General features: G+C 42.5%; 36 protein-coding genes. 27 read left to right on the top strand and 9 right to left on the bottom strand.

Features of this window, described 5'->3' with window-relative positions; all coding sequences use genetic code 11:
• Nucleotides 1-228: 228 nt before the first annotated feature.
• Nucleotides 229-1,086 (bottom strand): N-6 DNA methylase, encoded by an 858-nt coding sequence (locus ACOSVQ_RS10695; RefSeq protein WP_491982551.1) that lies wholly within the window; start codon nucleotides 1,084-1,086, stop codon nucleotides 229-231.
• Between the two features lie 436 nt (nucleotides 1,087-1,522).
• Between ACOSVQ_RS10695 and thrS the strand changes: the two genes are divergently transcribed.
• From thrS to ACOSVQ_RS10635, 12 genes are all read left to right on the top strand, one after another.
• Nucleotides 1,523-3,451, top strand: a complete 1,929-nt coding sequence (thrS, locus tag ACOSVQ_RS10690) for a threonine--tRNA ligase (RefSeq protein ID WP_491982550.1) — start codon at nucleotides 1,523-1,525, stop codon at nucleotides 3,449-3,451.
• Between the two features lie 3 nt (nucleotides 3,452-3,454).
• A complete protein-coding gene (gene infC, locus ACOSVQ_RS10685) occupies nucleotides 3,455-4,006 on the top strand; it encodes a translation initiation factor IF-3 (protein WP_165314170.1) in 552 nt (183 codons plus the stop codon).
• A gap of 117 nt (nucleotides 4,007-4,123) precedes the next feature.
• Nucleotides 4,124-4,318 carry a 50S ribosomal protein L35 gene (rpmI, locus tag ACOSVQ_RS10680; protein ID WP_042485685.1) on the top strand — a complete coding sequence of 65 codons (195 nt, stop codon included), beginning with the start codon at nucleotides 4,124-4,126 and terminating at the stop codon, nucleotides 4,316-4,318.
• 41 nt (nucleotides 4,319-4,359) lie between these two features.
• Nucleotides 4,360-4,713: a 50S ribosomal protein L20 gene (gene rplT, locus ACOSVQ_RS10675; RefSeq protein WP_102939616.1), complete on the top strand. Its 354-nt coding sequence runs from the start codon at nucleotides 4,360-4,362 to the stop codon at nucleotides 4,711-4,713.
• A gap of 173 nt (nucleotides 4,714-4,886) precedes the next feature.
• On the top strand, nucleotides 4,887-5,327 hold the full coding sequence (locus tag ACOSVQ_RS10670; RefSeq protein WP_491982549.1) for a GNAT family N-acetyltransferase: 441 nt from the start codon (nucleotides 4,887-4,889) through the stop codon (nucleotides 5,325-5,327).
• Nucleotides 5,328-5,389: 62 nt separating this feature from the next.
• Nucleotides 5,390-5,857 (top strand): GNAT family N-acetyltransferase, encoded by a 468-nt coding sequence (locus ACOSVQ_RS10665; RefSeq protein WP_491982548.1) that lies wholly within the window; start codon nucleotides 5,390-5,392, stop codon nucleotides 5,855-5,857.
• Between the two features lie 43 nt (nucleotides 5,858-5,900).
• A complete protein-coding gene (locus tag ACOSVQ_RS10660; RefSeq protein WP_491982547.1) occupies nucleotides 5,901-6,374 on the top strand; it encodes an ASCH domain-containing protein in 474 nt (157 codons plus the stop codon).
• Nucleotides 6,375-6,497: 123 nt separating this feature from the next.
• Complete coding sequence (locus ACOSVQ_RS10655; protein ID WP_491982546.1) at nucleotides 6,498-7,442, top strand: D-2-hydroxyacid dehydrogenase family protein; 945 nt, start codon at nucleotides 6,498-6,500, stop codon at nucleotides 7,440-7,442.
• 72 nt (nucleotides 7,443-7,514) lie between these two features.
• Nucleotides 7,515-7,850: a 5-carboxymethyl-2-hydroxymuconate Delta-isomerase gene (locus ACOSVQ_RS10650; RefSeq protein WP_491982545.1), complete on the top strand. Its 336-nt coding sequence runs from the start codon at nucleotides 7,515-7,517 to the stop codon at nucleotides 7,848-7,850.
• 27 nt (nucleotides 7,851-7,877) lie between these two features.
• Nucleotides 7,878-8,153, top strand: a complete 276-nt coding sequence (locus ACOSVQ_RS10645; protein ID WP_491982544.1) for a putative quinol monooxygenase — start codon at nucleotides 7,878-7,880, stop codon at nucleotides 8,151-8,153.
• 90 nt (nucleotides 8,154-8,243) lie between these two features.
• On the top strand, nucleotides 8,244-8,462 hold the full coding sequence (locus ACOSVQ_RS10640) for a VF530 family protein (RefSeq protein ID WP_165312960.1): 219 nt from the start codon (nucleotides 8,244-8,246) through the stop codon (nucleotides 8,460-8,462).
• A 114-nt stretch (nucleotides 8,463-8,576) separates the two neighbouring features.
• Nucleotides 8,577-8,996: a MarR family winged helix-turn-helix transcriptional regulator gene (locus ACOSVQ_RS10635; RefSeq protein ID WP_491982543.1), complete on the top strand. Its 420-nt coding sequence runs from the start codon at nucleotides 8,577-8,579 to the stop codon at nucleotides 8,994-8,996.
• Between the two features lie 45 nt (nucleotides 8,997-9,041).
• Here the strand turns inward: ACOSVQ_RS10635 and ACOSVQ_RS10630 are convergent, their stop codons facing one another.
• Nucleotides 9,042-9,224, bottom strand: coding sequence for a hypothetical protein (locus ACOSVQ_RS10630; RefSeq protein WP_491982542.1), 183 nt, complete (start codon nucleotides 9,222-9,224; stop codon nucleotides 9,042-9,044).
• A gap of 169 nt (nucleotides 9,225-9,393) precedes the next feature.
• Between ACOSVQ_RS10630 and ACOSVQ_RS10625 the strand changes: the two genes are divergently transcribed.
• From ACOSVQ_RS10625 to ACOSVQ_RS10605, 5 genes are all read left to right on the top strand, one after another.
• Nucleotides 9,394-9,888, top strand: a complete 495-nt coding sequence (locus ACOSVQ_RS10625) for an arsinothricin resistance N-acetyltransferase ArsN1 family B (protein ID WP_491982541.1) — start codon at nucleotides 9,394-9,396, stop codon at nucleotides 9,886-9,888.
• Nucleotides 9,889-10,008: 120 nt separating this feature from the next.
• Nucleotides 10,009-10,257: a DUF3297 family protein gene (locus ACOSVQ_RS10620; RefSeq protein WP_042485816.1), complete on the top strand. Its 249-nt coding sequence runs from the start codon at nucleotides 10,009-10,011 to the stop codon at nucleotides 10,255-10,257.
• A 263-nt stretch (nucleotides 10,258-10,520) separates the two neighbouring features.
• Nucleotides 10,521-10,901, top strand: a complete 381-nt coding sequence (locus ACOSVQ_RS10615) for a TonB-dependent receptor (protein ID WP_491982540.1) — start codon at nucleotides 10,521-10,523, stop codon at nucleotides 10,899-10,901.
• Nucleotides 10,902-11,074: 173 nt separating this feature from the next.
• Nucleotides 11,075-11,440, top strand: a complete 366-nt coding sequence (locus ACOSVQ_RS10610; RefSeq protein ID WP_165312955.1) for a VOC family protein — start codon at nucleotides 11,075-11,077, stop codon at nucleotides 11,438-11,440.
• Nucleotides 11,441-11,463: 23 nt separating this feature from the next.
• A complete protein-coding gene (locus tag ACOSVQ_RS10605; RefSeq protein WP_491982539.1) occupies nucleotides 11,464-12,081 on the top strand; it encodes an NUDIX hydrolase in 618 nt (205 codons plus the stop codon).
• Nucleotides 12,082-12,224: 143 nt separating this feature from the next.
• Here ACOSVQ_RS10605 and ACOSVQ_RS10600 read toward each other — a convergent pair whose 3' ends face one another.
• Nucleotides 12,225-14,174: a methyl-accepting chemotaxis protein gene (locus ACOSVQ_RS10600; RefSeq protein ID WP_491982538.1), complete on the bottom strand. Its 1,950-nt coding sequence runs from the start codon at nucleotides 14,172-14,174 to the stop codon at nucleotides 12,225-12,227.
• Between the two features lie 317 nt (nucleotides 14,175-14,491).
• On the opposite strand from ACOSVQ_RS10600, the gene ACOSVQ_RS10595 reads away from it, so the two are divergent.
• The 5 genes from ACOSVQ_RS10595 to ACOSVQ_RS10575 all read left to right on the top strand — a co-directional run bounded on the left by ACOSVQ_RS10595 (nucleotide 14,492) and on the right by ACOSVQ_RS10575 (nucleotide 17,020).
• Entirely contained in the window at nucleotides 14,492-14,962 is a 471-nt protein-coding gene (locus tag ACOSVQ_RS10595) for a GNAT family N-acetyltransferase (RefSeq protein WP_491982554.1), read from the top strand.
• A 63-nt stretch (nucleotides 14,963-15,025) separates the two neighbouring features.
• Complete coding sequence (locus tag ACOSVQ_RS10590; protein ID WP_491982537.1) at nucleotides 15,026-15,817, top strand: PhzF family phenazine biosynthesis protein; 792 nt, start codon at nucleotides 15,026-15,028, stop codon at nucleotides 15,815-15,817.
• A gap of 37 nt (nucleotides 15,818-15,854) precedes the next feature.
• Nucleotides 15,855-16,055, top strand: a complete 201-nt coding sequence (locus ACOSVQ_RS10585; protein WP_491982536.1) for a DUF1289 domain-containing protein — start codon at nucleotides 15,855-15,857, stop codon at nucleotides 16,053-16,055.
• A 23-nt stretch (nucleotides 16,056-16,078) separates the two neighbouring features.
• On the top strand, nucleotides 16,079-16,570 hold the full coding sequence (locus ACOSVQ_RS10580) for a GNAT family N-acetyltransferase (RefSeq protein ID WP_491982535.1): 492 nt from the start codon (nucleotides 16,079-16,081) through the stop codon (nucleotides 16,568-16,570).
• 15 nt (nucleotides 16,571-16,585) lie between these two features.
• Nucleotides 16,586-17,020 carry a GNAT family N-acetyltransferase gene (locus ACOSVQ_RS10575; RefSeq protein WP_491982553.1) on the top strand — a complete coding sequence of 145 codons (435 nt, stop codon included), beginning with the start codon at nucleotides 16,586-16,588 and terminating at the stop codon, nucleotides 17,018-17,020.
• A 145-nt stretch (nucleotides 17,021-17,165) separates the two neighbouring features.
• On the opposite strand, the gene ACOSVQ_RS10570 is transcribed toward ACOSVQ_RS10575, so the two are convergent.
• Nucleotides 17,166-17,687, bottom strand: coding sequence for a DUF2058 domain-containing protein (locus ACOSVQ_RS10570; RefSeq protein WP_491982534.1), 522 nt, complete (start codon nucleotides 17,685-17,687; stop codon nucleotides 17,166-17,168).
• A 229-nt stretch (nucleotides 17,688-17,916) separates the two neighbouring features.
• Here ACOSVQ_RS10570 and ACOSVQ_RS10565 point away from each other — a divergent pair, with 229 nt between their 5' ends.
• Nucleotides 17,917-18,417, top strand: a complete 501-nt coding sequence (locus ACOSVQ_RS10565; protein WP_491982533.1) for a GNAT family N-acetyltransferase — start codon at nucleotides 17,917-17,919, stop codon at nucleotides 18,415-18,417.
• A gap of 125 nt (nucleotides 18,418-18,542) precedes the next feature.
• Here ACOSVQ_RS10565 and ACOSVQ_RS10560 read toward each other — a convergent pair whose 3' ends face one another.
• The 3 genes from ACOSVQ_RS10560 to ACOSVQ_RS10550 form a co-directional block, all read right to left on the bottom strand.
• Nucleotides 18,543-19,223, bottom strand: a complete 681-nt coding sequence (locus tag ACOSVQ_RS10560; protein WP_491982532.1) for a tRNA (adenine(22)-N(1))-methyltransferase — start codon at nucleotides 19,221-19,223, stop codon at nucleotides 18,543-18,545.
• A gap of 153 nt (nucleotides 19,224-19,376) precedes the next feature.
• The gene (locus ACOSVQ_RS10555) at nucleotides 19,377-20,051 is read right to left on the bottom strand and encodes an SDR family oxidoreductase (protein ID WP_491982531.1); all 675 of its coding nucleotides are present in this window, start codon (nucleotides 20,049-20,051) and stop codon (nucleotides 19,377-19,379) included.
• Nucleotides 20,052-20,212: 161 nt separating this feature from the next.
• Nucleotides 20,213-20,494 (bottom strand): hypothetical protein, encoded by a 282-nt coding sequence (locus ACOSVQ_RS10550; protein WP_491982530.1) that lies wholly within the window; start codon nucleotides 20,492-20,494, stop codon nucleotides 20,213-20,215.
• A gap of 90 nt (nucleotides 20,495-20,584) precedes the next feature.
• On the opposite strand from ACOSVQ_RS10550, the gene ACOSVQ_RS10545 reads away from it, so the two are divergent.
• Together ACOSVQ_RS10545 and ACOSVQ_RS10540 are read left to right on the top strand one after the other, a co-directional pair.
• Nucleotides 20,585-21,280 (top strand): aspartate/glutamate racemase family protein, encoded by a 696-nt coding sequence (locus ACOSVQ_RS10545; protein ID WP_491982529.1) that lies wholly within the window; start codon nucleotides 20,585-20,587, stop codon nucleotides 21,278-21,280.
• Nucleotides 21,281-21,352: 72 nt separating this feature from the next.
• Entirely contained in the window at nucleotides 21,353-22,396 is a 1,044-nt protein-coding gene (locus ACOSVQ_RS10540; protein WP_491982528.1) for an AbrB family transcriptional regulator, read from the top strand.
• Between the two features lie 89 nt (nucleotides 22,397-22,485).
• Here the strand turns inward: ACOSVQ_RS10540 and ACOSVQ_RS10535 are convergent, their stop codons facing one another.
• Nucleotides 22,486-22,923, bottom strand: a complete 438-nt coding sequence (locus ACOSVQ_RS10535; RefSeq protein WP_491982527.1) for a DUF3069 domain-containing protein — start codon at nucleotides 22,921-22,923, stop codon at nucleotides 22,486-22,488.
• 140 nt (nucleotides 22,924-23,063) lie between these two features.
• On the opposite strand from ACOSVQ_RS10535, the gene ACOSVQ_RS10530 reads away from it, so the two are divergent.
• Nucleotides 23,064-24,026 (top strand): GGDEF domain-containing response regulator, encoded by a 963-nt coding sequence (locus tag ACOSVQ_RS10530; protein ID WP_491982526.1) that lies wholly within the window; start codon nucleotides 23,064-23,066, stop codon nucleotides 24,024-24,026.
• Between the two features lie 3 nt (nucleotides 24,027-24,029).
• Here the strand turns inward: ACOSVQ_RS10530 and ACOSVQ_RS10525 are convergent, their stop codons facing one another.
• Nucleotides 24,030-24,872 carry a LysR family transcriptional regulator gene (locus ACOSVQ_RS10525; protein ID WP_491982525.1) on the bottom strand — a complete coding sequence of 281 codons (843 nt, stop codon included), beginning with the start codon at nucleotides 24,870-24,872 and terminating at the stop codon, nucleotides 24,030-24,032.
• A 141-nt stretch (nucleotides 24,873-25,013) separates the two neighbouring features.
• On the opposite strand from ACOSVQ_RS10525, the gene ACOSVQ_RS10520 reads away from it, so the two are divergent.
• Nucleotides 25,014-26,531: an arylsulfatase gene (locus ACOSVQ_RS10520; protein ID WP_491982524.1), complete on the top strand. Its 1,518-nt coding sequence runs from the start codon at nucleotides 25,014-25,016 to the stop codon at nucleotides 26,529-26,531.
• Nucleotides 26,532-26,595 lie beyond the last annotated feature (64 nt).

The raw sequence follows: 26,595 nt of genomic DNA, 5'->3' as shown, positions 1-26,595 counted from the left end.
GTGGCGGGTATTGGCTTTTCAAAATCAATATTTAGCTTTGTCGGTGCGAAAGTCGCTTTGATTACCCGCCAATATTTATTACAAGGACGAGAAGCGTAAATCTTGTCTAGAGTGACAGTGAGCATAGTAACCTCAAAATACTTGCTAACGTTCTAGTGATACTAAGTATGGCTTTTGACATTTTTATCATGGTTTTGTCATAAAGCTTTTTGATTCATAGTTTTACGATCATGCGCACATTAAATCGTAAACACTGTCATTAATGATTACACGAGAGACGTTCTGAATAATGCTAACTTTTTGATAGCTAGCTCCACGTTGTAACTGTTCAAGTAATTCAGAGCGTATCACTTCGGTGCTAGCTTCTGAGCAGTGCTTTATAATTGTTGTTGCGCGTTTAACAAGTAAGTTCGTTTCGGGTTCTTGGGTACGCTGCCCAATCATTTCCTTTATTGACCAACCGCCCAAATGATACATAGGAGTAAGCATCGTTCTGGAAAACTGCATTGTTAGTGTATTGCCAATAGTTACCTTGGCGGGAATACCCCAAAGAGCTAGTTGTATGTAACACATCATTGCTGCGGTCTGATCTACATCTACACAATAAGCCAGAAGTTTTTCTTGTGGGTTGTAGCCTTCTTCTATCATCACATCTGCTTGAGCTATGATCATCCCGCCTGAACCACATGCGGGTTCATGTGCCGTAATGAAGTTTTTCGTTTCTATGGTTTGCTTATCTAGTGACAGCTTTGCGCATAATTTAGATAGAGAGTAGGGCGTAAAAAACTGACCTAAATTTTTTGAGCTGATTTCCATCGCCATATACATTTCACCAAGCAAATCGCAATGACCGGATTCTTCAAAGGCACAAACTAGCATTCCTACCAACTTAGGCATTTCTAGCTGCTCATTTCTTTCGTAATTTCGAATAATACCCAAATACTTATTCTCTAATTCTTCATCCTTGGCGATTCCGTTGTTAATGGAAATTGCAAAACAGGTGATTAGGTCATCCCAAACTTTATGACGGTGATGGTATGGCGCGAAGTGTTTAAACGTTTTTTCGAATTCAGTTCTATGACTCATTTTCATATCTCACATTTTGGTACGTCGATTTGGTACAAGTGTGGGACATTGAATACTTCTGACCTTATGAACTCCAGTCGTCAATGTTAGATGTCGGTAAAAGCTCGGGTGTCGAAATGGAGTTTGGTATCAAAAGTCGGGTTGCCGGTTTCTCGAGTAAAGGTGTTTTGGTATCAGTTTGTAGTGGGCTATCTATATCGAGGGGCTAGTTTTGGTATCAAAAGACTTTTAAGAATTGTCATTTTGTTTGATAGAAATCACTAAAGGCTGTACTCTATGCCGTCTTGAACTTTTTGGTATGTATGTTTTGAATTGTACCAAAGCTGTACCAAATCCGGTTCCTGAAATAATTTATCCTTGATAACTAATTGTTTTCTAAGGTAACAAAATGATTATATGTGTTGCTTGGTGTGCAACACCACTGTAAGGACTATTCATGCCTATTATTACTCTTCCTGACGGCAGTCAACGTCAATTTGATAACCCAATTTCTACAATGGACGTCGCTCTATCTATCGGTCCTGGTCTTGCTAAAGCAACGATCGCAGGTCGCGTTGATGGTGTTCGTGTTGATGCTTGTGATTTGATCGAAAACGATGCAAGTCTAGAAATCATCACAGTTAAAGACGAAGTTGATGGTCTAGAAATTGTTCGTCACTCTTGTGCACACTTGCTTGGTCATGCTCTTAAGCAGCTATACCCAGAAGCAAAAATGGCTATTGGTCCTACGATCGATAACGGCTTCTACTACGACATCGATGTAGAGCAACCTCTATCTCAAGAAGATTTAGAGAAGATCGAAGCTCGCATGCTAGAGTTGGCTAAAACCAAATATCAAGTTGTGAAAAAGAACGTTAGCTGGCAGGAAGCTCGCGATACATTTGAATCTCGTCAAGAACCATACAAGATGGAAATCTTAGATGTGAATGTATCTCGCGATGATCGTCCAGGTCTTTACCACCATGAAGAATACATCGACATGTGTCGTGGTCCTCACGTACCGCACATGGGTTTCTGTCAACACTTCAAACTGTTGAACGTTGCAGGCGCATACTGGCGCGGTAACAGCGACAACAAGATGCTACAACGTATCTACGGTACTGCTTTCCATGATAAGAAAGCACTTAGCGCGCACCTAACTCGCCTTGAAGAAGCCGCGAAGCGTGACCACCGTAAACTGGGTAAGCAACTTGACCTGTTCCACATGCAGCAAGAAGCTCCGGGTATGGTTTTCTGGCACCACAATGGTTGGTCAGTATTCCGCGATCTTGAAGTTTTCATTCGTTCAAAACTGAACGAGTACGGTTACCAAGAAGTAAAAGGTCCGCTAATGATGGACCGCGTTCTTTGGGAACGCTCTGGTCACTGGGACAAATACGCAGACGCAATGTTCACAACGTCTTCTGAGAACCGTGAATACGCAATTAAACCGATGAACTGTCCGGGTCACGTTCAAATCTTCAACCAAGGTTTGAAATCTTACCGTGATCTGCCATTACGTATGGCTGAGTTCGGTTCATGTCACCGTAACGAACCATCAGGTTCTCTACACGGTATTATGCGTGTTCGTGGCTTTACTCAAGATGATGCACACATCTTCTGTACTGAAGATCAAATTCAGCAAGAAGTAACATCGTGCATTAAGATGGTATATGACACATATACTACTTTTGGCTTCGATAACATTGCAGTAAAACTTTCTACACGTCCTGAACAGCGTGTAGGTAGCGATGAAATTTGGGATCGCTCTGAAGAAGCACTAAAACTTTCTCTTGAAGCTATGGGCATTGCTTATGAGATTCAAGAAGGTGAAGGCGCGTTCTACGGCCCGAAAATTGAATTTACGCTACACGACTGCCTAGATCGTGCGTGGCAGTGTGGTACTGTTCAGCTTGACTTCAACCTACCGACTCGCCTTGGTGCGACATATGTAGGTGAGAATAATGAGCGTTTAGTACCAGTAATGATTCACCGCGCTATTTTAGGCTCTCTTGAGCGCTTCATCGGTATTCTGATTGAAGAGTATGCTGGTTTCTTCCCAACTTGGTTGGCACCAGAACAGGCAGTTGTCATGAATATTACTGACAAACAAGCTGATTACGCTCAAGAAGTAGCACAAAAGCTACAAAAAAGTGGTATTAGAGCAAAAGCGGACTTGAGAAATGAGAAGATTGGCTTTAAAATCCGCGAACACACTTTGAAGCGTGTACCGTATATGCTTGTTTGTGGCGACCAAGAAATGGAAGCTGGAGAAATCGCAGTACGTACTCGTAAGGGCAAAGACCTAGGCAAATTTAAGTTGGATGACTTTATTTCATACATCCACGCCGAAGTTGAAAGCCGTAAGCTTAATCTGGAGGAATAACCTATTAAAGGCGGAAGACGTGGCCAAGTTCCGGCCAAACAAAACCAGCACCGTTTAAACGGTGAAATTCGTGGCGTACGTGAAGTTCGTTTAACAGGCGCTGATGGTGAATCAGTTGGCGTTGTGTCAATTCAAGAAGCATTAGCTGCAGCCGAAGAAGCTGGTATGGATCTCGTAGAGATCAGCCCTAACGCCGAGCCACCAGTTTGTCGTGTGATGGACTATGGCAAGTTCCTCTTCGAAAAGAGCAAAGCTGCGAAAGAGCAGAAGAAGAAGCAAAAACAGATCCAGATTAAGGAACTAAAATTCCGTCCTGGAACTGATATCGGAGACTATCAGGTAAAACTACGCAACCTGATTGGTTTCCTTGAAGAAGGCAACAAAGTGAAGGTAACAATTCGCTTCCGTGGCCGAGAGATGGCTCACCAAGAGATCGGTGTTGACGTTCTGAATCGTTTGAAAGCTGACACAGAAGAGTTCGCTCTAGTGGAATCTTTCCCAACGAGAATCGAAGGTCGCCAAATGATCATGGTGCTTGCCCCTAAGAAGAAGTAATTAACGGCTTACAAGTAATGAACCTAGCCGCGTCCCTTTAAATAAAGGCACTTGGCTGGGTTTTATTCGCCCTAATTACGTTGTTTATTAAACTACTACAATGCGGAGTTATTCATCATGCCTAAGATGAAAAACAACAAAGGTGCTGCTAAGCGTTTCAAGAAAACTGCTGGTGGTATTAAATACAAGCACGCGACTAAACGTCACATTCTGACTAAGCGTACTACTAAGAACAAGCGTCAACTACGTCCAAATGCAATCCTTCCTAAGTGTGAAGTGGCTGCAGTACTACGTATGTTGCCATACGCTTAATTCTTTTTAGTTTATTTATCGTTTAGTTTAGGAGAAGCATAATGCCTCGCGTAAAACGTGGTGTACAAGCTCGTGCACGTCATAAGAAAGTTCTAAAACAAGCTAAAGGTTACTATGGTGCACGTTCACGTGTTTACCGCGTAGCTTTCCAAGCTGTTACTAAAGCTGGTCAATACGCATACCGTGACCGTCGCGCTAAGAAACGTCAATTCCGTCAACTATGGATTGCACGTATCAATGCGGCATCTCGTCAAAATGGTCTATCTTACAGCCGTTTCATCAACGGTCTTAAGAAAGCATCTATCGAGATCGACCGTAAGATCCTTGCGGACATCGCAGTATTCGACAAAGCAGCATTTACTGTTTTAGTTGAAAAAGCGAAAGCTGCTCTTTAATTAGCAGTCAAGTTTTGAAAAAGGAGAGCATTAGCTCTCCTTTTTTTATGTCCAATTTTTCGTCCTAACAGCCATGACGCGCACAGCTAGCAAATTTTTAGTGTGTTATTAGTATCTTAAATATGATGAATAGGTTACTAATACCAGACTAAAGGTAAAGACAGGAGAGAATAATGGAATATTCATTAAGAAAAGCGGTCGAGTCTGATGTGGAGTTCCTAGTTGAACTGCGTGAAACTACTATGGGTAAATACCTAAGAGAAGTAGGGATGCCAACAGGAAGAGAAGCCTACCTTGAAAGGGTTTATTACGCATTTGAGCAAGCTGAAATCATCGTTATCAATAATTCCTCTGCTGGTCTGTTCAAAGCTCAATTTAACCAAGATATTAATGAGTGGTATCTGGTACAGGTTCAACTTCATCCCGATTTTCAAAACAAAGGTATCGCTAACCGCCTTATTTCACAGCTGATGAGTAAAGCTAAAACAACGGGTTCAACCGTTGGTTTAAGTGTCGTTAAAACGAACCCAGCGCAACGTCTCTATGAACGACTTGGATTTGTGCGCGTTGGTGAAACTGATTTTGAATACTTAATGCAGTACACGCCTTCCTAATTTTTGGATGAAAGCATCCTCACAAACACATTTAATTAAGCTCCAGAAGTCAGGAGAGATGCATGATTACCATTCGTGGCTATGTCAAAGAAGATGCTCAAACACTTTGGGCTATTCATCATTTCACTATCCGTAACATTAATGTTCGTGACTATTGTCAAGCTCAGGTTGAAGCTTGGGCGCCAAATACTTTGGACCCAGATGTTTGGCAAAAACGTATGGACGGTTTAAATCCGTTTGTGGCGACGAGTGATGGTGTGGTCGTCGGGTATACGGATTTACAACCAGACGGCTTAGTCGACCACTTTTTTTGCCACCATCTCTATCAAGGACAAGGAATTGGTAAAGCTTTGATGAACCATGTGTTCGAGATTGGCAAACAACGCAATATCAAACGTTACTATTCACATGTCAGTATTACCGCTCGCCCTTTTTATGAACACATGGGTTTTAAGGTGGAAAAAGAGCAACAGATGGAAGTTAGAGGTCAAACTCTAACTAACTTCCTTATGGTGAAAATGGTTGATTGAGACTTACCCCACCGATTTATCCAATTAACTGAATAGGAAAATCATGGAAAGCAGAAGCCAGTTATTTCTGGAACGGTATTTGACATCATTACCGGAGAAAGCTGCACAACAATATCGCTCATTCAGTGCGGACTATTTTTGTGCTGACGAGTACAACGCTAACCTGTGTGCTGAACTAATTCTAAGAGGCGAGAAGAGAGCCTCTTGTAGCATGGACTATTGGTATAGCCATCAAGGTGAAACGATGTCCGAAGTTGCTCATCTTCAGGTAGTCACTAATTGGCAAGGCGAACCTATCTGCATTATTGAAGTTACGGCAGTGGAAAAGAGTCGATATAAAGATGTCACTGCAGAGTTTGCCGCCGCAGAAGGGGAAGGAGACAAAACGTTAGAGTGGTGGCGTGATGCTCATTGGCGGTTTTTCTCATTAGAATGCAAACAGCTCGGTATAGAGGCAACAGAAGATATGTTGCTGGTTTTGGAGCGATTCAAGGTTGTTTACCCAACCAAATTGTAAGGTGAAAATCACAAAAATGGCTTAGCTAATGGACAGCCTTGCATTGACTGCTATTGTTCAAATTCATCTCATTCTTTGCCTCCATGATTAGAAAGTTATCTGCATAAAAATAAGGAAAGCGCAGTGAAAATAGCCGTGTTAGATGATTATCAAAACGTCGTAAAAGATCTGGCTTGCTTTACATTGCTAGACGAGCACCAAGTCACTGTATTTACAGAAACCTACTCAGAAGCTGAACTAGTAGTAAAGCTCGTCGAGTTTGACGCTATCGTTCTGATTCGTGAACGCACCGTCATCACCGAATCCTTGCTTAGCCAACTACCTAATCTGAAGGTGATCAGTCAGACAGGAAAGGTGAGCAACCACATCGCCCCCAATATATGTGCAAAATATGGCGTACAAGTATTAGAGGGAAAAGGTTCACCTATTGCTCCATCTGAGCTGTGCTGGGCTCTAATAATGTCCTCTTCTCGGCACATACCAGCTTATACCAGTAATTTGAAAAATGATGTGTGGCAAAGTTCAGGAAGTCTGGGCTTAGGCAGAACGTTGAAAGGACTAAAGCTAGGGATTTGGGGTTATGGCAATATTGGGCAGAGAATCGCTCAATATGCGAAGGCATTTGAGATGTCGGTGTTAGTTTGGGGTAGTGAAAAATCACGCCAGTTAGCATTAGAACATGGCTTTGAAGCTGCGCAATCTAAGCAGTCATTCTTCGCTGATTCTGATATCGTCTCGCTGCATTTGCGGCTTAATGATGCAACTCGTTATTGTGTCACTGCTGACGATCTCAAACGGATGAAACCTAGTTCTCTTTTTGTGAATATCAGTCGTGCGGAATTGGTAGAAGATGACGCTTTGTATAACGAACTGGTTGCCGTTCCCACTAAGTACGCAGCTGTTGATGTGTTTCAGAATGAGCCAGCGACATTTGAGAATGAACCACTTTTAACATTAGCTAATGTATTGGCGACGCCTCATTTAGGCTATGTAGAGAAAAATAGCTATGAGCTCTATTTCAGCATCGCTTTTGAAAATATTTTGGCTTTTGTTAGAGAGCAGTGCTGACTATAAACTTCAGTTAGGAATCAAATAGCCAACCTATGACTTGTCGGAACGATTATTAAAAAGGAGCAGACTTTGCCTCATTGTATTGTTGAACACTCTTCTACTATCCCCAATGAAGAATTGAATCAGAAAGTTTTTAAAGGGGCGCTTGAGTCGCAGCTGTTTGAAGCTGATGGCAGTGATATCAAGGTGCGTAGCATTTCGTACCAACATTACCAAACGGGTACAAAGCATGAGGATTTCATTCATGTCACAGTTCGTATTTTGTCTGGGCGTAGCGATGAAAATAAGAAAAAGCTTTCTCAATCTGTGCTCGACCAGCTTAAGACTTTGCCACTTTCCCAAGCATCTATAACGGTGGAAATCGTGGATATGGACAGAAGTAGTTATTCGAAGTGTTTGGTTTAATCAAAGATTGTTCAAAGAGGTATGTTTGTGTCTAAAGTGATTTTACGGGGCTTTATATTAGTGCCTGAATCTGACCTAGAAGTGGTGAAGCAAGAACTTGTCACTCATAAGAGGCTGACACTTCAAGAGTCGGGATGCTTGGTGTTTGAAGTAATACAAGATTCAGACAATCCGTGTAGGTTTGATGTGTACGAAGAGTTCACTGACAAAGCTTCATTTGAGCAACATCAACAGCGAGTAAAAGCTTCCTATTGGGGAGAAGTGACGCGAAATGTCGAGCGTCATTATGAAATCGTAGAGTAATTTGCTGAGCTAGCCTCAGATGGATGAGGTGTTGTTAACGCTATCTGTTACACTACACCTCCCAACTATTTTGTTATAGAGATGCGCTGAATGAGCCAAGAACAACCGAAAAACCCACTGCACGGTCTTACCTTAGAGAAAATCCTTACTCAGTTGGTTGAACATTACGGCTGGGAAGGTTTAGATGCTCAAATTCAATTAAATTGTTTTTATAACAACCCATCGATCAAGTCTTCACTAAAGTTTTTACGCCGTACCCAATGGGCACGCGATAAAGTAGAAGCGCTTTATATTCAAACCTTTTGTTAAATCACAGCTGAGAGATATATACGCTAGGCGATTTTCTAGTTGATCATTTTGTTGCTTGAAACATACTTGACCACTCAAATATATTTCAAGATTTAATCAATAAGGTTTTTGACTATGAAAACGAATTTAACTTCACTGATGTTGGAGCACACATTAGTGAGCACTTTGCTTACCAAGAAAATCGATACAAGTTTAAGCGCCCATGGGGTGAGTTACACCGAATTCGTCATTATGCACCGACTTAATACTAGTACAGGTGGTTCTCTAAGCCGTATTGCGCTAGCGGATTCAGTAGGACTAACGGCTTCTGGAATTACACGTCTACTTGCACCGATGGAAAAGAACAACATAGTGCTTAAAGTTGCGAATCCAAGAGATGCTCGACAAAGTCTGGTGGGTCTTACTCAAGTAGGAGAACAACTTTATAAAGATGCTTCTGTTTCTTTCGAACACTGTTGTGAAGCGGCGTTTTCACTGTTTGAAGACGATGAGATTGAACTGCTTAAAAAGCTAGTGAACAAAATTAAATGCTAATACTGTTCTGCTTACGGAACAGCAGATACAACAGGAACTGAGGGCTCATAGCCATTCGTTAATCGATTTTGCATCGGGTAAGCGTGGGTCTCTATTTCTTCTGCGTTCATACTGCACGGAATGCTTTTTACTACGGCGTCGTTCTCTGTAGATTCTGCGCTCAGCCTGATACACACCGTCGACTAAAACTGTCTCTGTGATGTACGGAATCCTTAGCTTTTCTATCATGAAATAAGCTCTCGCGACTTATGAAATTTAAAGCATAGTTAGTACTAGAGTGTTTGCTCAATGGATAATTGTAAAGTCTGTGTCAAAAAATTAAATTTTGTTTTAAATTGATGGAAGTTTTCTCAACAGTAAATGCGTAAAAGCAGTTTTAATGCGTCATGGAGGACGTATGGTTATTCGGAATATAGTTAGTGCAGATATCCCATCGATTATTCAAATTTATAATCACTACATTGCTACCACTACCATTTCCTTCGAAGAATTACCTGTGACAGAAGAAGAGATGACAAAACGGGTAGAACAGGTGTTGAGTTTAGGATTCCCTTGGATTGTTTTGGAGCAAGATGGAGAGGTTAAAGGCTACGCTTACGCCAATCAGTGGAAGGCTCGCAGTGCTTATCGCTTTACTGTAGAACCATCCATATACGTCGATGCAGATGCGAAAGGCAAAGGTTTGGGTAAGGCTCTCTACGGAGAATTGTTAGAAATACTGAAAAGCGCCGGATACAAAAACGCTGTTGGGTCAATTGCGCTTCCCAATCAGCCTAGTGTCGCTTTGCATGAACGTATGGGATTCAAAAAAGTGGGCGAGTTTAACAACATCGGCTTTAAGTTTGATCATCAGATATCAGTGGGTTACTGGCAGTTAGAACTTAATAACTGATATTAGGGACGAATCTTTAGCCTCGGGTCATTAACCGCTATGCCTAGTAGGGTGTTAATTGTTGAGCCTATGGCTCTCATTGTTTAAAATGGCCTACTTTTTTTATATCAGGTCATAAAAATGAGCGAAAATAACTCAAAACCAGCTTTACCAGATCATCTATCAGGCAATCCACGCAGCCCACACTTTGTTGCTGAGTGCTTTGAACACCATATTGGTATTCGTCTTAACGGTAAAGAGCGTACTGATGTTGAAGAGTACTGCATCAGTGAAGGTTGGGTAAAAATTCCTTCGCCTAAAGCAAAAGATCGTTGGGGCAACCCAATGCTAATCACTTTAAAAGGTGAAGTAGAAGCTTTCTACAAGTAACTCGCTCTTATCTAAAGCGTATTGTTAGCTTTTAATGAACGCTATCGGATGCGTATACATAGGGCGCTTGCCCTATGTATCTCTCCTTTCAAGTTCTCCCCGCTCAAGTTTCCCTTTAAACACTCTTCTCTCCTCAACATCCCTGTCTTCTTTTTTGATTTTTTAAGTGACAATGTCACATAGGCAGTTTCTACAACTTTAGAATGAAGTTTTCGTTTGTGGTCTAAACTGATTGAAGCAATCTAAACCAAGAGGGATTGTTTATGGATCGTAAATTCATTCTGACTGCATTTGGATATGCCATTTTGGGATTAGCATTAGGCATACACATGGCAGCATCGAAAGATCATGGGCAATTTGTCACTCACGCACATATCATGCTGGTGGGTTTTGTACTCTCCTTTATTTATGGCTTATGTCATAAGTTGTGGCTAGACAACTCACAGTCAAAATTGGCTATCTTGCAGTTTTATGTGCATCAGTGTGGATCTTTGGTATTGCTGATTGGTTTATTTCTTCTCTATGGTCAATTTGTGGCTTTAGAACTCATTGACCCCGTTCTCGCTATTGCTTCAATTACTGTTTTTGTCGGTGTCGTTCTGATGAAAATTGAACTGATTAGGTGTACCCGAAAGCAAAGTTAATCTCCTGAAATACCGCTGATAATTAACGGCATATTTACCGAGAGTTTCCTTTCCTGTCATTCACTGATAGCCAATAGAGTGCTAGGCTTAAACTAAATCTTAAGCCTAGCTGACACCGTCCGTTTGCCAATCACAAACAACGGAAACCGGCACTATTTGAGGAAGAGATAACCATGAAACAGCACGAAAAAATAAATTATGTTGAGTACGCTGCTAAAGACTTAGTGGCGACGAAGTCGTTTTTCTCCATGGTGTTTGGTTGGGAGTTTATTGACTACGGTCCAGACTATGCAGCGTTTGCTGATCAAGGTATTGATGGTGGCTTTTATAAAGCCGATGCTTGCAGCCAAAGCGCCAACGGTGGTGCTCTGCTCATTTTTTACAGCGCCGACATTGAGCAAACGTTGGAAAAAGTAATACTCAATGGCGGAGAGATCGTTCGACCTATCTTTGAGTTTCCTGGCGGTTGCCGTTTTCATTTTACAGAGCCTAGTGGTAATGAGTTTGCTGTTTGGTCTGAAGGTTTGGCTGAACAATAAGTTGCAAGTGGCGGAGTGAAGTAATGAGTAAGTGGTTAGCGTGGGCAAAACAGATACAAGCGATTGGTCAGGCGGGTAAAACATATTCTAAAGATAAGTTCGATTTAGAGCGTTTCGCGCAAATCTCTGATATTTCTCATCAGATGTTTGCAGAGCTATCAGACACACCTGTAGAGCGTGTTGCAGAGTTATTCATCCCGGAAACTGGCTATCCTACACCAAAAGTAGATCTAAGAGCTGCCGTTATCAAAGACAACAAAATCTTGCTGGTACGTGAAAGAGAAGATGATTGTTGGTCACTTCCGGGTGGTTGGGCTGATGTGTGTGAAACAGCTTCTCAAGGTATTGTTCGTGAGGTGTTGGAGGAGTCTGGCTACGTAGTTAGCTCACCGCGTTTGGTGGCGATTAAAGATAGAGATGTTCATCCTTATTTTCCTAAGTTTCCCTATCATATTTATAAGATGTTTTTCCTGTGTGAGTTTGAATCTGGCGAGGCGGCGACTAACATCGAAATTTCCGATATCGGCTTTTTTGGTTTGGATGAGCTACCTAAGTTATCGGAAGGGCGAGTTTTACCTTGTGACATTGAGTTGATGTTTGAACATCACAAAGATCCAAACAAAAAAATCTATGTAGATTAGATACAAATATAAAGGCACGTATTGTTTGCCATGCAACAAACCGTACGTGCCCTTTGTTCCTAAGCAGAATCTAAACTCAAGCAACATCCCTATTTTAGTAACATCTTATAGTTAGGTAACACTGTGCTTTCTAACTTTCAACTCTATAGCTTGAACTGGGAAACCATTTCATTGAGTTGTTCTGCAAGCCTTGCTATCTCAGAACTAGAGCTACGGGTTTGATTCGACGCTACTGCGTTTTGTTCAGCAATCCTTTTCACGTTCACGACATTTTCGTTAATAGTTTCTGCAACGGAGCTTTGCTGCTCGGAAGCACTGGCGATTTGCATGTTCATGTCGTTAATTACGCTTATCGCATGGGTGATAGAGTTCAGTGCATTGCCTGTCTTGCTGGCTTGTTCCACACAATTGTCTGCCAATTGTTTACCCTGATTCATCACTTCAACAGTGCTTTGAGTGCCTGACTGGAGTTTCTCAATAATATTTTGTATTTCAGATGTTGAGCCTTGAGTACGTGAGGCCAGTGAGCGTACCTCATCAGCAACGACAGCGAAGCCTCGTCCTTGTTCTCCTGCTCTAGCCGCTTCAATAGCTGCATTTAGAGCGAGTAGGTTAGTCTGATCTGCAATACCTCTTATTACATCGAGGATAGAACTGATGTTGACGACATCTTGCTGAACCCCTGAAAGCTTTTCAGATGAGAGATTGACGCTTTGTGACAAGGTGTTTATGGACTGAATGGTCTGAGTAACAACAGCAGAGCCGGATGTGGCTTCTTTGTCTGCTTCATTCGCGGCCTCGGCTGCTTTTGCTGCGTTATTGGCAACATCGTGAACGGTAGCTGTCATCTCATTCATCGCTGTTGCTACCATTTCTGTCTCGCTTTCCTGCTGCTGAATGCCTTGAGATGTCTGGTCTGTCACCACAGCAAGTTCTTCAGAAGCAGAAGCCAGTTCGTCACTCGCACCACTAATCGTGCCTATCATTTGTTTTAAGCGGTTAGCAGTATTTTGAATCGCGGCAAGTAACATACCCGTTTCATCTTTACTCGTCTCGCCAACATTGACGGTTAAGTCACCTTCAGCGAGTTGATTTGCCGCATCGACGGCTTTATGAATTGGTGTGGTTATCACGGTAGTCAAAATATATGCTGCGACCATACCAACGATAACGGCTACGACTGAGAGGATGATCGTCATTTGAATACTGCGGTCTGTGTTTGCTTCCAATGCGGGGCCGAGAGTATCTTGTTCCTTCATGACGGAAGCTTTAGCGCTTTCAACGTCAGCCGCTACTTTAGGGCCGAGTACATCAAGGGTGTTCTCAATGAGATCATTGCGCTTTTCAATCAAACGGTAAATCTCATGCATCGCAGCAACGTATTGAGAATGTGCGCGGCTAAACTCGGAGAACAGACGTTTACGTTCAGGATCTTGCAGCGTATTGGTGAGATCATCTATCTCTTCCTTCATCGAAACATCCATGTTTTGCACAGCAACGTCGTAGTCTTCTTTTTGGTTGGTCTGTAAGAACTTGGCGACGAATAGTCTGCCCATAAACATAGCTTTTTGGGTATGTCCTGCCTCATATACGGCTTCGGTATTGCCATCTTCGTAAGCAGACTTAATGATGGCTTCTATAGCCACTTTCATTGCATCACCGTTTGGAATCAGTTGTTTGTCGTGAACGTTATTCCTCTGATTTACAAGTTCAACGACTTGAGAGAAGGTACTTTCGTAGTTGGTGAGAGAGGAAACAACGGATTGAGCAAGTTTGATTCGTTCTGGATTGGTAACCCGCTCTTTCGCTTGGTCAAGCAGAGTATGCATTTTGTTTACATACTCTTTGTATTCTTCAATATCTGAGTCGCTTTTTGTGAGTAGGTAGTCTTTCACATTCATGCGAGCCATTAACATGCTGGCTTGAATGTTACCGGCTAAGTTTGTTTCCCGTGCTAATCCCCTATATTGCATTAACCCTTCATCGGTGTTTTTTAGAGCAATAACACCAATGGCCAAAACAATGGAAAGTAACGCCAACACAGCGCCGAAGCCGAGACCCAGCTTTTTTCCCAACTTTAGATCTTTAAACATATAGCCACCTGATTTTTGCCAAACCGACACAAAAATCATAACCACAATTTATATAAGGCAATACTAAAAAAGGAGTAAATTGATTAGAGTTTGATAAAGATCAGGTTATTTAGATGTTGCTAATAAATAGTTTTCTTTATTTATTTGAAGCTCGACACGGCGGTTCTTTATCGAATATTTGCAGTTATTTCTGACTATTCAGTATGTTATTTGTTTTTGCTGTTGATTGTTTGTTGCATAAATATTACGTTCACTGAACAACGCAATTTCACTTCCTAAAGTGAGAAACGCATAACGCAATGGAACTAAGGATAGTTGTGGTATTCATCGAGAAATACAGCCCCATTTGGCAACAAGAAGCAAGTCATCTGAGCGTTCGTGAAGAACAAGCGCAATTTACGATCGGCAATATTTCGCAAGTTGTTGAGCAGTTAAAAGAGACAGAACATCCTCATCTGATTATTTTTGAAGGTAAACCCGTGGGTTTCTTCTTACTGGATTTGGAGTATTCGATCAAATATCAATTTGGTAGCCAAAAAGCGATAGGGATCCGAGCATTATTGGTTGATCAGCACTATCAGGGTAAAGGCATTGCGACCCAAGCCATCAAAGCTCTGCCAAACTATGTAGTGGGGCACTATCCTGATTTTGAAGTCATGCAGCTCACAGTCAATTGCCGTAACAAACCTGCTTACGAATGTTATTTGAAATGCGGCTTTGCTGATACGGGTGAACTGTATTTGGGCGGTCCTGTCGGACCACAACACATCATGCAGTACGTTTTGTAGCGATTAGTTTGTATCGATTAAGTTTAAGGTATCCTTTTTTAAAAAGCCGTTGGAGCGCTGTAAATGGAATTAGAAGTATTTGTGGTGGATGCCTTCACTGATAAAAAGTTTCAGGGAAATTCAGCGGCAGTCGTACCTGTTCTTGAGTGGTTATCAGACGAGTTGATGCAAAATATCGCCGCAGAAAACAACCTTTCAGAGACTGCATTTATTAAAGCCATCGCGCCGAATAGATACGCTATTCGCTGGTTTTCGCCAATTACAGAAATAGATTTTTGTGGGCATGCGACCCTCGCAGCCTCCTATGTGCTGTTACATTTTTTAGAATGCAAAGGGCAGATTGAATTTGTCACATCAAAAGTCGGTGAGCTTCAAGTTAATCAGCTTAGAGATGGACGCATTGAAATGAGCTTTCCCAATCAGTTGCCTGAAATTGTAGAAGATATACCTGCCGCTCTGCATGAAGGTTTGTCTATTCGTCCAGTTAAAGTACTCAGAAATCGGCAAGCGTATTTTGCAGTGTTGTCTAGTGAGCAAGATGTCCGAAACGTCCAATATCATAGTGATAAGCTCAAATTGTTAGCGCCTTACGATGCAGTTGTAACGGCTCAAGCAAATGAGTTTGATTTTGTGTCTCGATATTTTTGGCCAGCAAATGGTGGGGATGAAGATCCTGTCACGGGTTCAATTCATTCTGGTCTAGCACCATATTGGGCTGAGCAACTTGGCAAGTTAGAGCTTACGGCATACCAAGCATCCAAAAGAGGCGGGGTGCTTTTTTGTCAGGTGATTAACGATCGCGTGCTTGTCTCTGGTTTTGGTGTACTGTATTCGCGCGGAACAATTTATATTTAATCGTCTTAGCAATAGCTAACAGAGTGTGGATGTAACAATGAGTTCGAAATTAGACACAGCGGGCAATACCCCTGCGTCACCTTGTATTCGTCAGTGTTGTTTGGATGAGCAAGATATCTGTGTTGGCTGTTTTCGAACCATAAACGAAATCATCCATTGGAGTGCGTCGTCGAACGCAGAAAAAATTCAAATAATAGAACGATGTAAAGAAAGAAAAGTGCAACGTAAACGTTGCTAACTAATGAGAGTGTTGGAGTTGTTATGACAGTTGAGATTCGAAGGGCAGAACCTTCAGATGCAAAAGCGATTAAAAAGATTTATGAATGCAAGAATGCTTATTCGAGCACGCTCCAACTCCCCCATCCATCGTTAACACTCTGGGAAAAACGCACAACGGATGTACCTGATAATGTGTATGTCTACGTTGCTCTTGTTGATGGAGAAATCGTAGGCAACTTAGGCTTCGAAGTTTGCACCAGCCCACGTCGACGCCATGTCGCATCTTTTGGTATGGGTGTCAAAGATGATGTTCAAGGTCGCGGTGTCGGTAGTGCATTACTTTCAACGGTGGTTGATCTCGCTGACAACTGGTTGAATCTAAAGCGTATTGAATTGACGGTTTACAGTGACAATGACAGAGCCATTAACCTTTACAAGAAGTATGGCTTCGCTATTGAAGGTGAATCGAAAGCCTATGCATTTAGAAATGGAGAATATGTCTCTGCATATCATATGGCGCGAGTCATCGATTAATTAAGAGGTTGTATGATGATAACCCTACGAGAAATGGATATTTCTGATTATCAGGCAGTGATTACATTATGGGGACAAACGGATAACCTATCGCTTAGGGATGCCGATTCCGAGCAAAACATCGCAGCGTATTTACAGCGCAATCCTGGGCTGAGCTACGTTGCTCTTGCTGATGAGATTGTGATTGGGGCAGTGCTTGTTGGAACAGACGGTCGCCGTGGATATCTACAGCACCTAGCGGTTGATGAGCGTTATCGTGGTCAGAAGATCGGGCACTCTTTGGTTGATATGTCTGTGCGTGCATTGGCAGAGATTGGGATCTCAAAAACCCATTTATTTGTACTCAATGAAAATCACAGTGCAAAAGGATTTTATGACAAGCTTGGCTGGTATCCTCGTAACGAAGTCACCATGTATTCCTTTAATAGTTCCGATAACCTCAATGTTTAGTTGTGTGTCTACGGAATAACCGTTCATAGTGAAGCAGAAACTCTCGTGAAACCAAAAGCTATCGAGAAACTAAAAAACGGCGCTTTGAGCGCCGTTTTCTACTTTTGCTTTTCTACTTTTGCTGAAGTCTAATTCAGTCTTTTGATTACCACATAAGGTCATCAGGTACGATGAAATCTGCGTACGGGTCATCTTCTGCCGGAATATCAGCTTCTGGCGCTTTTTGTTCAATCACAGTCTTGTCGTCGCGCATCGTGATTTTGTTTGCCACACCGCTTGGGATAACCGCATAGCTTTCTTCATAGCGGGCAATTGCAACGATACCTTTGATTAGCTGATCGCGAATTAGTGACGTTACGTAAAGAGACTTCACTAAAGTTCCGTCAGTGAAGTTGTATTTGATATCACCATCAGCAATATCAATTTTATTCATTGCTACTAGTTGCTTGATTTGAGCACTGATCTCTTTGCTAAGGCGCTGCTCATTTTGTTGCAGGCTAAGTTCTTTGTCGCGCTCTTGCTGAGCTCGTTTGTTTTCTTCAACAGCTGCTTTCACTTCGCGAGCCTGTACACGAGATTTCTTCGAGCCTTTTTGTACTTTTTTTAATTTTTTTTCATTAACCAAGCCAGCCTTTAGCATCTGTTCTTGGAGTGTTAGCTTTGCCATTGATATGTCCAGTTTCTCAAATTTGTGCCATTTTAACGGCTCAGACACTGCAAATAAAGCGCCACTTACATTAGTGGCCATTGATATGAACTACGTGAATGTAGTCGCTTTCTGATACCCCATCTTATTGTTGGAGATGTGATATTTATGCATTGCGAGTCATTGAACAGGGCGTTATATTCAAATTTTAGCTCCTACCATTTAATAATTTTTCACGTGGATCTGAGATATGGAATTAGAGTTATTAGAAGAAAAACATTTCCAATCACTATTTGAGTTTGAGAAAAACAACCGTGACTGGTTCGAGCAATTTGTGCCACCAAGACCATCAAGTTATGACAGCTTTGCCAGCTTCCGTGATATCACCACTAGCTTGATTGGACAGCATGAAGAAGGGACTGGATACTTCTATGTCGTTGTCGAGGATGGTGAAGTGATCGCTCGCGCCAACATTATTGATGTGACTGATGATGAGTGTGAAATTGGTTATCGAGTTTGCCAGAACTGGAGTGGTAAAGGCGTGGCTAGCTTTGCCGTAAACGAGCTAAGTGAGATTGCTCGCGATGAGTTGGATCTCCGTTTGCTTACCGCGAAAGCCGCTACGAATAATCCGGCATCTATGCGCGTGCTTGAAAAGTCGGACTTTGTACGTGTAGGTCAAGAGAAGAACGCCTTTGTGCTTAATGGTAAAACACTCACTCTTGCTTGCTACGAGAAAACGCTCGATTAATAAAGATCGATCAATAACATCATTCTGCTTTTAGTGGCTGTTTTGTAGTGACAGCCACTTACCTTGTTCTGCTCCTTTGAACTCTTTTCTTCTGGTGAGCTCTTTCTGCTAGAGAATAGGCGTTATTACTCTTCAATTTTTAATTCTGAATAGGCATCGATAATGTGCTGCACATTTGCGGTATTGCCATTTTGAATGCGTCGGTAATGATTTAATGTCGCTGTCAGATAACGGTTAGCTGTCTTGGCTTGCTCTTTACTGTTGCAACGCCAAAGTTCGCTACCCGTTGTGTGTATCGGTTTTCTATTTTCGTTGGCAGTAGAGACCAGTAGGACTTCGTAGAAGCGACCGTTTTCTTCCAGCAGAGCTTCTTCTATCAAACCAAACTGCAAGCCAATCAGGGTTTGTCGCAAGGCAAATTGATGATGTACAGGACAAAGTAAGAACTCGATATTTAGAGCTGAGTGATTTTGATGAATTTGTTCAATGAAATGCATCATTAAATCACCACCTACGCCGGCAATGATAACCAAATGTTTCCCTGAGAATTGCTCCAAAGGAAGTTTGGCGACATCTAAGCAGTGGGTATGCCATTTAGCCGATGAATTGGCATAGAAGCGTTGCAGCTTAGCTTCTACTTCTGCCATTAGGCTTGGTACGATATCCACAAAATGGATATTCTCAGCCGCTTGTCTATGAAGAAGGGAAGCGCCAAGAAAACCGTGGTCACAACAGCAGTCCCAAATGTGGTCATAATTTGCAGTGACCATTTGTTCGATTTGTTTGAGTCGTTTGCTGAGTTTCAATGGGTTTACCTAGAGCGTAATTAGACGGGCGAATTCTAGTGGTTTTCTCAGTTTGAGAAAACCGTTATCAGATGATTCGCCTTGTGACGTTACGCTATCGAGCAGAGCAAAAACAATAGGGTCGCACACTTAGCCCCTATTTGAACGTTGGCGCTATTCCAGTTCAACCTGAGGACGGAAGACCATCTCATGCATCACCACATCTTCTGGAAGTTCTAAGATCTGGTTAATGGTGTAGGCCACACTCTTCGCACTCATATATTGAGGACGTTCCACTTCACGGAAGTTGGTATCTGTGCCGCCCGGAAATAACGTCGTTACTTTAATTCCATGTGGCTGGGCTTCTTTCATCAGAATCGAACTGAAACCCGCAAAGCCTTGTTTCATCGCTGTGTAAACACTCATGGTCTCATTGGCGCGTTTGGCGACGGTGCTTACTACGTTTATGATGAAACCTTTTTTCAGCGGCTTCATTACGGTTAGTGCTTCACGGCTTAGAAGTGCTGGTGCGCGTAGGTTTACCGCGTACTGATGATCGAACTCTTCCAAAGTAAACTCTTCAATGGCACATTTTCTAGAGTTCATCCCTGCGTTGTTGATCAGCACGTCGAGCTTGCCAAGCTGATGATAAGCTTTACTAAACATCTCGACAGTTTGAATCGCGCAACTCAAATCCGCTTGGATAGTGAAACACTGAGTTTCTGCTGCCAACTCTGCAAGTTTGTCAGTGTTTCTGCCTGTAGCAACAATCTTATGGCCTTTTGCTGCCAGCAATTTAGTGAGTTCATAGCCGATGCCGCTAGTCGCTCCGGTGATTAGGATATTCATAGCTATTCGCTTTCTTAGACATGGTGAGTGATGAGCTGATAGTGGCAGTATACGGTGGCTACGTAAAGAGAGTTCCGTACAGTAACTCAATGAATTTGGTGTGAAAGCGAGTTTGATTGGCAGAGAATAAAGTCAGGAGAAGTGCATGGTTGAAGTCCAGCTTAGGAAGGAATACGATGGTTCTTCACTAAAGAACGACGTACGTTTGTACACATTTTGCCAAAACGACGGATGTCATCGAAACCGGGCTCATTACCTCTATTGATTTGGTGCTGCCAATAGCTTAATTCGGAATCAACGAGTTCCATGAGCTTCTTGGGGCAGCCTATACAAGTATTGTCAGTACCACATTTAAAGGTGTCTTCATTGTATAGAGGGAATTGTTCCTTCACATCATCAATGATTTGCTGCATGGCTGTAATTCTATCGGGCTTTTTTGACACTTGAGTTCTCGCTAGACCTAGAGGCTATTCCCATAGTTGTAGTAGGGTAATCGAGGTGGTATGTGATTGGCAACAGCATAAGGAAAACAGATGAAAACAATCGGACTGCTAGGTGGGATGTCTTGGGAATCGACGGTGAGTTATTACAAAGCGATTAATGAAGGAGTCAAACAGTCTTTGGGCGGTTTACACTCCGCGAAGATTGCACTTTACAGTGTGAATTTCGACGAAATCGAGAAATTACAAAGAGTTGGCGATTGGGAGCAAGCGGGCGTTGTTTTAGGTGAAGCGGCCAAATCAATACAAGCTGGTGGCGCTGACTTCTTACTTATCTGTACCAATACTATGCACAAGGTTTTGCCGCAAATTGAACAGTACATCGATATCCCTGTACTACATATTGCAGACGCTACAGCGAACAAACTGTTGGAAGATGGTATTACCAAGGTAGGCTTACTTGGTACTGCCTTCACTATGGAGCAGGATTTTTATAAGCGTAGGATCAGCGACAAATTTGGCATAGAAGTGATTGTTCCCGAACACCGAGACCGCGAAGTGATACATCGAGTGATTTATGATGAGTTGTGCCAAGGGCAAATTCTTTCTGAATCAAGAGAGAAATACATCAGTATTATTGATAGCTTACGCCGGCAAGGCGCAGAAGCGGTCATTCTAGGGTGTACGGAAATCGCATTATTAGTCGAGCAACAACACACTCAAGTTAAGCTTTACGACACAACGAAAATTCACGCCGAACAAGCGGTGAAACTCGCACTCTCCAACTAATAAACATCCCCAAATCTACGCTGTGTTTATGTAGATAGAGTTCGTATTGGGGAAAGGATGTAATTCAATACTATGTTTGAAGGTTCTACTCGGTATAGTCTGCCCATTATGATTGCCATTGCTCTGCTTTCGGCATCTGTTGGGCTTTTGTCTGCTATACCTCTGGCTGAATTATTTATGTCAGCAGCTACCATTATTGTTTTGAGGAAACGATTTGGCGTAAAAGTGGTTATTCCAAACTCGCTCCTGATGTTTATCCAAGTGATTTTAGGGATCAGTGTTGGTTCAACGATTTCTCTAGGCGAACTTTCCCATACTCTGAATCCAGCAGTGATATTGGGTTTGGTTATCTGTCTGATTTTGCAAACAAGTTGTAGCTTCTGGTGGTTGCACCATAAAGAAAAATGGAATCCGTTTGAATCTCTACTTGGTGCTGTGCCGGGAGCGATGGCGGCCATTTTGGTGATCAGCGAGTCAGGCAATAAACCGTCACCAAAGGTGGTTTACTCACACTCTGTTCGTTTGATTATCCTAATTGTGTTGGCGGGCTTTATTTCAAATACGACAGCTGATGTCGCGATTGAACATACGGTTATTGGCTGGCAACAGTGGGCGTTACTGCTAGGCGTGATCGCAGTCAGTATGCTCTGTGGTAAGCTCTCGCTGCGCTTTGGTATTCCAGCTCCGTATATGATTGCTTCACTGGTGATTGCTGCATTCTGTAATAGCTACATTACGACAGTAGATTTATCAGTACCTTCGTTCATAGTCATCTTTGCGACAGGACTGCTTGGCTCATTGATAGGGGCGCGTTTAGCTGAAACGACTTTACGTGAGGCGATGTCCTACTCCAAAGCGGGAGTATTTGTCACTTTGATCGGCTTATTTGTCGCTGTCGTAACGTCTTATGTTGCGTCTCACCTTCTAGGTATGAGTTGGCTGGTAGTGTTGCTAGCTTGGGTGCCGGGAAGCGTGGAAGCGATGACCGCGGTTGCTCTGCTGCTTGGACTAGAACCTGCTTTTGTCATGGTGAATCATGCGATTCGCTTGTTATTGCTCTACACCTTGCCAGTGGTGTTAAAAAATCGCTTAGAACAATTGAGAGAGCAGCAATAGCAAATTGGCTTGAGTTGTAGATTTACAGTTTCAAAGCAGATAAAAAAGCCCGCTAGCAATAGCGGGCTTTTGTCTGCCTGACGCAGAAATTATTTTGCGAATACGTCTTTAAAATCGCGCTTAAGGATAGGATCACGGCGAGCTTTCTTAAGCTGCTTAGCCATATCCTTCACGCAGTCGTATAGGACTTTGTCCAACAGTTGAGCACGGTACTCTTCTTTGTCTTGTTCTGTCATATCTTTCGGCAGTTGAATGCTTGGAAACTCTTCCATCACATTGATACCAGCGAAAGCTTGGCTAACAGAAATAAGTGCATGAAACTGCTCAAAATTGTCCAAAATGTTTTGCGCACTTGCTGGAAGTTCATCCCAAGCTTCACGAACAGCTTCTTCAGACACTTCGTGAATAGACGTCACCATGTGGTACATCTCTTCTGGTACTTGGTCGAATTCGATTACTTGGCGTAACTCTGGAGAAATGGCTTCTAAGTCCACTGTTGTTGTTTCGTTTTGAGTTGTCTCAGACATGAAAAAATTCTCGATAAGAAAAACTGTAATGCTAGAAATTTTAGGTGAAATGTCAACATAAGCTTTTCATTATTAAGCTATGAAAGGTCGTGAAAGTTATGCTATACGTAACTATATGATTGTAATGGAAAGAGATTAGCATGGTAGCTACCGGTTCCTCGATGCGAATTTTGTTGGTTGACGATGTTCAACTAGACAGAATGCAATTGGCGATTCGCCTAAAACAATTGGGTCATAATGTCGAGGCTGTTTCTAGTGGTCGAGAGGCGCTATTACTTTATCCGCAATTTGATCCTGAGCTTGTCTTGCTCGATATCTCAATGCCGGATATGGACGGTTTTCAACTGTCACAGGAAATCCGCTCTCGTTACCCTGAAGACTGGATTCCAATCATATTTTTGAGTGGTCATGATGAGCCTGCGATTATCGCGCAAGCGATAGAAGCGGGTGGCGACGATTATTTGATTAAGCCAGTCGATAAACTTGTTCTGAACTCAAAGCTTCTCGCAATGCAGCGCATTGCTAATATGAGAAGGGAACTCAAACGCACTAGTGCGAAGTTAGAAGAGCTCAACCGAGTGTTGCAGCATCAAGCTAATGAGGATGGACTAACACAAGTTTTCAACCGCCGCTTTATGGACGAAAAACTCAAAGAGATGATCTCTTGGCATGGTCGCCATGGTGGCTCTTTTACCGTGATCCTGTTTGATGTCGACCAGTTCAAGCCTTTTAACGACAACTATGGTCACATTGAAGGGGACCATTGTCTGTACACCTTGGCGCAGGTGACCAATAAATTGTTTTGCCGCAGCGGTGAGTATGTTGGTCGCTATGGTGGTGAGGAGTTTGTGGTTATGCTTTCTCACAATGAAGATTGTGAAACGGCAGCGGAACGTATTCAAAAGGCCATTCATGAGCTTTGCTATCCTCACGCTTTCAGTTCTATTGCCAATTACGTGACGGTTTCACAAGGCGTTGTTTCCGTCACTCCAACTGGTAAAGAAACCTTATCGCATATCTATGAACTCGTCGATCAAGCCTTGTATCAAGCCAAGACGCAAGGTCGTGACCGTTATGTCATTAAACAAGTGAATTACAGCTAGTGTCTATTTCGTATATTGGGTCAGCTTTCGTTTAATGTTTTCTCGCAACGTCTTGTGGGCAGGGTTTTGTAGTTCTCGTTTGTGATAAACCAAATGATAGGGTGCCATATCGGTTTTTATCGGGCACTCTAAAACTTGTAAGTCTAACTTTTTCGCCCATTTTTGAGCAAAAGACTGGTTAACAAACGCTAGTGAATCGCTTTGTGAAACGTGCAGTACCAAACCAGCCATAGAGCTGCTGACAATATCTGCTTTTCGCTCTTCAATCGGCTCTAGAGCGATTTGTTCAAAACCACGCAGGTTTTCCCAAGTCGCAGAGTTGAGCACATGATGCTCCTGATAATACTCTTGCTTGGTGATTTTTCCTTTGATTCTGGGGTGCCCTTTTCTACACACCACGACTAACGGTTCCCGATGTACTTCTTCAATCACAAATGAACTGTCTTTTGTCAGTATCGTATCGATGATGAGATCGGCCTTTTGTTGTCTCATATATTCGAATAAAGCACTTTTGTCTTGTGGGGACTCAGTAAAAGTGATGTTTTGCATCGGCCAAAGGCTATGCAACACAGCTTCGTTACAATAGACGTTGAAATGTTCTCGCATATGCATAGCATTTTCGATGATATCTAAGGCTTGTCGGAAAAAAGGTAACAGTTGGTAACCTTTCGTTGTCAGTTCTATCCCTCTACCGCTTTTTACAAACAGTGTCTGACCGTACTCTTTCTCAAGTCTTTTAATCGCTGAGCTCACTGCGGGTTGTGTCAGATTCATCTGATCTGCAGCTTTCGTATAGGACAGATTCTCAGCAACAACTAAAAATGTACGTACTAGATTAAGGTCCATAAAACCACCATTCATAAATTTCATTTATGCATGATAAAACAAAAGGTGGATTGTTTCTCGTTTAAATAAGGATTAGTCTACTTTTGATATGTGCATGTTTGAATAGACATTTCTAATCACTAACCGTCAAATGGAGTCTTTATGAGTACAGGTGATAATAAGCGCGCAAGCAAGTTGCTGCTAAATGCATGCACACTTGCTATGGGTGCAGCCTCGATGACCGCCTATGCGGCTGACAAGCCGAATATTCTGGTTATCTTTGGTGATGATGTTGGCTACTGGAACTTAAGTTCTTACAACCAAGGTATGTTGGCTTACACAACTCCGAACATCGACAGTATTGCTAAAGATGGTGCGAAGTTTACTAACTTTTATGCTCAGCAAAGCTCAACTGCTGGGCGCAGTGCTTTCATTACAGGTCAAATGCCGAAACGTACAGGCTTAAGTAAAGTCGGCATGCCTGGAGCGAAAGAAGGTATTTCAGAGAAAGATCCAACAATTGCAACCATTCTTAGAGATATGGGTTACGCAACAGGTCAATTCGGTAAAAACCACTTGGGTGACCGCGATGAGCACCTTCCTACTAATCATGGTTTCGATGAGTTCTTTGGTAACCTTTACCATCTAAATGCAGAAGAAGAACCAGAAAACGTTGATTACCCGCAAGATCCCGAATTCAAGAAGAAATTTGGTCCTCGTGGTGTCATTCACTCATATTCCGACGGCAAGATCGAAGATACGGGGGCACTAACACGTAAGCGTATGGAAACGGTGGACGGTGAGTTCCTTGAAGCGGCTGAAGGCTTTATGGAAAAACAAGTGAAAGCAAACAAACCTTTCTTCACTTGGTTTAACACCACTCGCATGCACAACTTCACTCACCTTCCTGATGAGTATAAAGGTGCAACGGGCGCTGGTTTCTATGCGGATGGTGTGAAGCAGCACGATGACCAAATTGGTCAAATCCTGCAAAAAGTAAAAGATCTTGGTATCGAAGATAACACTATCATCGTTTACACCACGGATAACGGCCCAATGATAAACCTTTGGCCTGAAGCGGGTATGAGCCCGTTCCGCAGTGAGAAAAACACTGGCTGGGAAGGTGGTTTCCGTGTTCCTATGATCATCAAATGGCCTGGTCATATTGAAGCTGGTAAAACTCTAAATGGTATTACTTCTCTAGAAGACTTCTTCCCTACGTTGGTTGCTGCAGCAGGTAACGATAAAGTGAAAGATGAGCTTCTAAAAGGTAAGAAAGCAGATGGTAAGTCATACAAGGTTCACCTAGATGGCTACAACCAACTACCTTACTGGACAGGTAAATCTGAAGAATCAGCACGTAACGAATTCTTCTACTGGAGTGATGACGGTGATTTATTCGCTTTACGCCAAGGCAAGATGAAGTTCCACTTTAATGTTCAAGAGAACGAAACTGGGTTAGATATATGGCGTAAACCGCTGACTAAGCTACGTGTTCCATTTATGTTCGATTTAAGTATCGACCCATTTGAACGTGGTGACACAGGTATTGGCTATGGCCAGTGGATGTATGAGCGTTCATTCTTGATGGGACCTGCAGCTGCAAAAGTGGCTGAGATGATGGAAACATTCAAAGAATTCCCACCACGTATGGAAGCGGGTTCTTTCGTTCCAAAATAACGATATTGGCTGTAGTGTAATGGTGGCGCTCTTCGGAGCGCCATATTTTGAAATAAGGATGTAT

The organism is Vibrio sp. HM8-C (genome assembly GCF_058630515.1).
This window is presented reverse-complemented; position numbering and strand designations above follow the sequence as displayed.